7 protein-coding genes are annotated in these 5,445 nt (G+C 60.8%); 3 read left to right on the plus strand and 4 right to left on the minus strand.

Going from position 1 to position 5,445, the window contains the following annotated elements; all coding sequences use genetic code 11:
• On the plus strand, positions 1-352 hold a 352-nt coding region (locus tag EOA33_RS22620), incomplete at its 5' end, for a TrmH family RNA methyltransferase (protein ID WP_281033540.1).
• Here the strand turns inward: EOA33_RS22620 and EOA33_RS22625 are convergent.
• From EOA33_RS22625 to EOA33_RS22635, 3 genes are all read right to left on the minus strand, one after another.
• Entirely contained in the window at positions 300-629 is a 330-nt protein-coding gene (locus EOA33_RS22625) for a hypothetical protein (RefSeq protein WP_127406638.1), read from the minus strand. The genes EOA33_RS22620 and EOA33_RS22625 overlap by 53 nt on opposite strands.
• 41 nt (positions 630-670) lie before the next feature.
• Positions 671-1,831, minus strand: coding sequence for a hypothetical protein (locus EOA33_RS22630; RefSeq protein ID WP_126058597.1), 1,161 nt, complete (start codon positions 1,829-1,831; stop codon positions 671-673).
• Between the two features lie 151 nt (positions 1,832-1,982).
• Positions 1,983-2,564: a DUF1134 domain-containing protein gene (locus EOA33_RS22635; protein WP_126058596.1), complete on the minus strand. Its 582-nt coding sequence runs from the start codon at positions 2,562-2,564 to the stop codon at positions 1,983-1,985.
• A 362-nt stretch (positions 2,565-2,926) separates the two neighbouring features.
• Between EOA33_RS22635 and EOA33_RS22640 the strand changes: the two genes are divergently transcribed.
• Both EOA33_RS22640 and EOA33_RS22645 read left to right on the plus strand, forming a co-directional pair.
• Positions 2,927-3,556: a histidine phosphotransferase family protein gene (locus EOA33_RS22640; protein WP_126058595.1), complete on the plus strand. Its 630-nt coding sequence runs from the start codon at positions 2,927-2,929 to the stop codon at positions 3,554-3,556.
• A 248-nt stretch (positions 3,557-3,804) separates the two neighbouring features.
• Positions 3,805-4,173 carry a response regulator gene (locus EOA33_RS22645; protein ID WP_126058594.1) on the plus strand — a complete coding sequence of 123 codons (369 nt, stop codon included), beginning with the start codon at positions 3,805-3,807 and terminating at the stop codon, positions 4,171-4,173.
• An 84-nt stretch (positions 4,174-4,257) separates the two neighbouring features.
• Here the strand turns inward: EOA33_RS22645 and ctrA are convergent, their stop codons facing one another.
• A complete protein-coding gene (gene ctrA, locus EOA33_RS22650) occupies positions 4,258-4,953 on the minus strand; it encodes a cell cycle two-component system response regulator CtrA (protein WP_006203583.1) in 696 nt (231 codons plus the stop codon).
• Positions 4,954-5,445 lie beyond the last annotated feature (492 nt).

The following is a 5,445-nucleotide window of genomic DNA, read 5'->3' on the forward strand; positions in this document are numbered from 1 at the left end:
CTTTATGGACGCGACCTGCTGCGATCCGTTGTACCGAAAAGCCATTCGCGTGTCGGTCGGCGCGGCGCTGAAAGTCCCCTTCGCATCCTTTGACGACACCGCCGCTTTCACCGCCCTGCTCGATCAGTCGGGCTTTGGCCAGTTCGCGCTGTCGCCAAGCGGCGAGACAGATATCCGCGATGCGCAGAGGTCGAAGCGGCTGGCGCTCTATCTCGGCACCGAAGGCGAAGGCCTGCCCGAGGGCTTGCTCTCCCAATTGCGCACGGTGCGGATCGCTATGGCGCAAGGCTTCGACAGCCTCAATGTCGCGGCCGCATCGGCAATCGCGCTGCATCATTTTTCGCGCGGCTGACATCGCCTATGAGAGACGTGGTCGAAGACTGATCTGGTTTCGGAACGATGCGCGTCGTGCCGATCTCACTCGGGGCGGCCTCGATCCTGAAGACCTCCATGTCGTCTGCCAGCGGCACTGGAGCGCCGGTTGCCCTCGATCGCGCATCGCAGGCCATTTCGGTGATACCCCACAGCGACGTCGCGACATCCAACAGCGCAGAAAGCAGCGGATAAAAGAGCCAGAGAGCGAGCAGGAAAATCGCGGCGACCGCACGGAGGATCATGGCATCAGACATGGTGATGCCCGGCCCTGGGTGCAAGCAGGTGGCGGTGCGCGCTACCTTCCGTTCGGCGAATGCGCCTTTTGCAGCGCCCGCACACGATCGGCAAGGCTGGTGACGCGTTCCCCATTCGCCGGTCGGCCTTCACGCGGCGGAGAGGCGAGCGCCTTGGCGATCGGCGAATCCGGTCCATCCAGCTTCATCGTCAGGTTGACGACCTCGGCGGCCAGTTCGTTCATCTGGTCGCGCAAGGCAGCACTTGCGTTGCGTGCATCATTGCCCGCACCGGACTTCGATGTTTCCCGGGCGGCAAGGTCAGTCTTGAGCCGCTTGTTCTCGCGCGCCAGTGTCGTCAGCCGCGCCTCCAGCCGCTCGCGATCGCCATCAAGCCTGGCGATCGCCTTGTCGATGTCGTTGCCGGTAACGTCGACCGTCAACGCCGCGGCAGCAGGCCCTGCGGCCTCGCCCTTCGCCCGCTCGCGATGCCGTAGCAGTTCCTTCTCGCGGCGGTCGAGCTTCTCCTCGCGATCGGCAAGCGTGGCGAGCAGCCGCTCGACCTTCTTGTCCAGTTCGCCGGTTCTTTTCTTTTCCGCCTTCAGGGCCTCGCGCGCGGCCTTGCTTTCGGCCGTCGTCTCCTGGTTGCGCCTGTCCGCTTCCTTGCGCTGGGCGCGCAGCATGGCGATGTCGTTGGCGAGCTTGTCCAGCTCGGATTCGCGTGCCACCAGCTCGATCTGGCGGTTGCTCGAGGCGAAGCTGGCATCGTCGTACATGTGCTCCAGCTTTTCCAGCTCGAGCGCGCGCTTCTCCAGCATGCGCTCCATATGCGCCAGTTTCTCGGACAGTTGGTGCAACTGCTGCTCGCGCTGGTGCAGTTCCCCGGTCCTCGCCTCGAGGTCGGAAAGCGCCTGGTTCTTGTCCTTCCGCTCGACCGCCAACCCCTTAAGCGCCTCGCGGCCGCGGCCGATCTCGACCAACTGCTCGGCGGCTTTTTCCTGCAGGGCCTTGACCATCATCTCCAGCCGTCGCGTCGACATCGCGAACTCGGCCCTGACCTGATCCTTGTCTGCCTGGATTTCGGCCAGCGTCAGCGGCATCGAAGCCTCGAGCCGCCGGCGCGTCAGCGCGACCGCCCGGCGCCAGATGGCCGGAGCGACAAGCAGCGCCAGGAAGCCGGCGCAAAGAAAGCCGAGGGCGAAAAACAGGATCGACTGGACCAAGGTGACTATCCGCTATGGATGGCGGCAACCGCCAAAGCTCGACTTTGCCACCTTGGCATGACGGAAATCCAGCGCCGCGGCAAGAGCATGCCGCGGCAAGACCTGCAACAGGCCGAAGCACTGATGTCGGATTGGCGCGGCCATGAGCTTGTCAGAACGGGTTCCAGGTCGGCCGCTGCGTAAGTTTCAGATAGCCGAGATTGACGCCGAGCCTGGCGCCGACGCCGGTCCGGATCGGAACGAGCAGGACCCTGTTGTTCTGCAGCACGTTGAAGCCGACGCCCGCCACGACATAGGCGGAGCCGGCAACGCCGCCGAACCGGTTATAGAGATTGCCTATGTCGTCGAGGTTGTAGACAAGCATCATGACGCGCGACCCCTCGCCGCCGAAGTCCCAGCCGAGCGAAGGGCCTTGCCAGAACACCTTATGGTCGCCGGCATTCTTGGTGTAGAGGGTGCCCTCGCCATAGGTCAGGCCGCCGATCAGCGCGCCGGACCCTTCCTCGCCGAGCAGGTAACCGTTCGGTAGGCCGTAGGACGCAAAAATCTTCTCGACGACCGTGGCCAGGCCGCCAGAGGTCGCGCCGAAGAACTTGTGGCCGGAATCGACGATCTCCTGAGCGGTATATTCCTGGGCCCGCAGCGCGGAGGTTGAGAAGGCGAGAACGCTGAAGAAGGCAATCGCCATGGAAATGACGCGGAAAAGATTCCGGTCGTAGTATCGGGAAAACATGCTTCCAATCTCCGTCAGGGAGCACTTTCGCCGACGCCTCGCACCCCCTCCGGCTCTTGGCGGCCGCTTGAGGTGACTTTCACGGGCAAACTATGCCGTAATCCTTTTTCAACCATTAAACTCTCACATGAAGATGGCGGTTCGAAGGCCGGGAAGCCCCGCCTCCGGCCACGAGTCGCTGCGCCGGCCCGGCATTTCTGCGCGAAAGCACCATTTTCGCCGCCGACAATTTTGGATTTGTTGCTGCACGCACAGGCGCTGTGTATTCAGAGTGCCCAGGGAGAGCGCGTGATTCGTGTTGGCGGGGCGCAACGACTGATCGCTCGGCCGTGAATACGTGAACTTTAGCAGGGACTTCGCCTATGGCCGAGCTTTTCACCCTTTCCGCACCCGACCTTGCCGCGCTCCTGTGCAGCCGGGTCTGCCACGACATCATCTCGCCGGTCGGCGCGATCAACAACGGCCTTGAATTGCTCGATGAGGGCGGCGCCGACGAAGACGCCATGAAACTGATCCGCCAGAGTGCCAAGAACGCTTCGGCCCGGCTGCAATTTGCCCGCATTGCCTTCGGCGCCGCCGGTTCCGCCGGCATGATGATCGACACCGGCGACGCCGAGGCTGTCGCCATCGCCTTCCTGAAGAACGAGAAGCCGGAGCTGGTGTGGAACGGAACCCGCGCGCTCCTGCCCAAGAACAAGGTCAAGCTGCTGCTCAACCTCATTCTCGTCGCCAACGCCGCCATCCCGCGCGGCGGCAAGCTTGTCGTCACACTCGAGAATCTCGACGCCGAGCCGCGCTTTGCGCTGTCGGCCAGCGGTCCGATGCTGCGCGTGCCGCCGAAATTCCTCGAACTGCATTCCGGTCATAAGCCCGAGGAGCCGATCGACGCCCATTCCGTCCAGCCCTACTACACGCTGCTCCTGGCGCGCGAGGCCAACATGACGATATCGATCCATGCGACAGCCGAGGAAATCGTGCTGTCGGTCGTCTGAGCGCTGTATCCGCCGGCAAGAACAGATAAAGTATTTATTCCAGATAATATTTGTGATGGAGCCTGAAATTCAGGCGAAGCAAGTTTTTCCGGCCAGTCCAGGCTGAGTTCGTGACGCAAAAGCGAACAAGGCGCATCTTTGCAAAAACTTTACCTAACGGCTTTTCCGCTTCTTTACCAGATTGAACTATGGTGGCCACGGTTACCCGCACGTTGCCGGTTCGCCGGAATGGCAAAGAGGACCCGGAAATGAAACGCTGCCTGTTCGTCGACGATTCGAGCGTCATCAGGAAGGTCGCAAAGCGCATCCTCGGTGGCTCCGACTTCACCGTGATCGAAGCGGCCAGCGGGCTTGATGCCATTGAGGTGTGCGCCGCCGACATGCCGGACGTCATCGTTGTCGACGGCGGACTGCCGGACATGCAGGCGGTGGACTTCATTCGCCGGGTGCGCGCAATGGAAAGCGCGGTCAAGCCGCAGATCCTGGTCTCTCTGGTCGAGGTCGATGTCGCATCGATCATGCGGGCAAAGCGGGCCGGCGCCCAGGGCTACCTCTTGAAACCATTCAACCGGCCGCAATTGCTGGAACGATTCCGCGTCCTGAAGATCGCCGCCTGACGGCAGGCCAGGATTGGCCATTCAACACAAAAAACCCGGCTGAAGCCGGGTTTTTTTGTGCTGAAGAGCAATCGAAAGAATGGGTCAGGCGCTGACGCGGATGTCTTCCGGCTCGCGCAGCACGTAGCCGCGGCCCCAAACGGTCTCGATGTAGTTCTGGCCGCCGGAGGCCGCGTCGAGCTTCTTGCGCAGCTTGCAGATGAAGACGTCGATGATCTTCAGTTCCGGCTCGTCCATGCCGCCATAGAGGTGGTTGAGGAACATTTCCTTGGTCAGCGTGGTGCCCTTGCGCAGCGAGAGCAGCTCCAGCATCTGGTATTCCTTGCCGGTCAGGTGGACGCGCTGGCCGCCGACTTCGACGGTCTTGGCGTCGAGGTTGACCACCAGGTCGCCGGTGGTGATAACCGACTGGGCATGGCCCTTGGAACGCCGCACGATGGCGTGAATGCGCGCCACCAACTCGTCCTTGTGGAATGGCTTGGTCATGTAGTCGTCGGCGCCGAAGCCGAGGCCGCGCACCTTGTCCTCGATGCCGGCCATGCCGGACAGGATCAATATAGGCGTCTTCACCTTGGACAGGCGAAGCGTTCTCAAGACTTCATAGCCCGACATGTCCGGCAGATTGAGGTCGAGAAGGATGATGTCGTAGTCGTAGAGCTTTCCGAGATCGACACCCTCTTCGCCGAGATCGGTCGTATAGACATTGAAGCTTTCCGATTTCAGCATCAATTCGATGCTTTGTGCGGTTGCACTGTCATCTTCTATCAGCAGAACACGCATTTCATTCCCCTTTTCTGCTGCCGGACCATGTCACGACCCGTCCGGGACCGGAGCAGTGATTGCCTGAACAGAAGGTGCCATCGAATGGTTAACAAAACCTAATTTCGTGCCGAGGACGATACCAGATTTTTTAACCCCTTTCTACACCCTCTTGAATCTAATAACGAATCACAGACCAAAACCGCTAATGCACCACATTAATAAGCCAGCCTAAGTGACTCCAGGGACTCGCTGGTCGGCTTCCCGTCGAAAGCCGGAATTTTTACCCGGCCTTAAGTCCTCGCCCGTATGATTAACAATGCCCGTAAACGAATGGTTACCAACGGCAAAAAACTTTAGGAGTTTGTTTCCCATAGTGGGGGGAAAGCCAGGGGATACGGGCAGCGCTTGGGCCTTTCCGAGCGGATTGGACGATATGTGCGGGTGTGCGTTTCCGGGAGTACCGAATCATGAAGTCACGTGAAAACCTCGTTCGGCTGAAACAGTTTCAGG

Origin of the sequence: Mesorhizobium sp. M4A.F.Ca.ET.050.02.1.1, from assembly GCF_003997725.1 — a bacterium.
In the GTDB taxonomy this organism is placed as follows: domain Bacteria; phylum Pseudomonadota; class Alphaproteobacteria; order Rhizobiales; family Rhizobiaceae; genus Mesorhizobium.

Excerpts from the sequence above, each read along its gene's own strand:
- EOA33_RS22625 (WP_127406638.1), bottom strand. The coding sequence starts at position 629 with ATGTCTGATGCCATGATCCTCCGTGCGGTCGCCGCGATTTTCCTGCTC.
- EOA33_RS22635 (WP_126058596.1), bottom strand. The coding sequence starts at position 2,564 with ATGTTTTCCCGATACTACGACCGGAATCTTTTCCGCGTCATTTCCATG.
- EOA33_RS22640 (WP_126058595.1), top strand. The coding sequence starts at position 2,927 with ATGGCCGAGCTTTTCACCCTTTCCGCACCCGACCTTGCCGCGCTCCTG.
- EOA33_RS22645 (WP_126058594.1), top strand. The coding sequence starts at position 3,805 with ATGAAACGCTGCCTGTTCGTCGACGATTCGAGCGTCATCAGGAAGGTC.
- ctrA (WP_006203583.1), bottom strand. The coding sequence starts at position 4,953 with ATGCGTGTTCTGCTGATAGAAGATGACAGTGCAACCGCACAAAGCATC.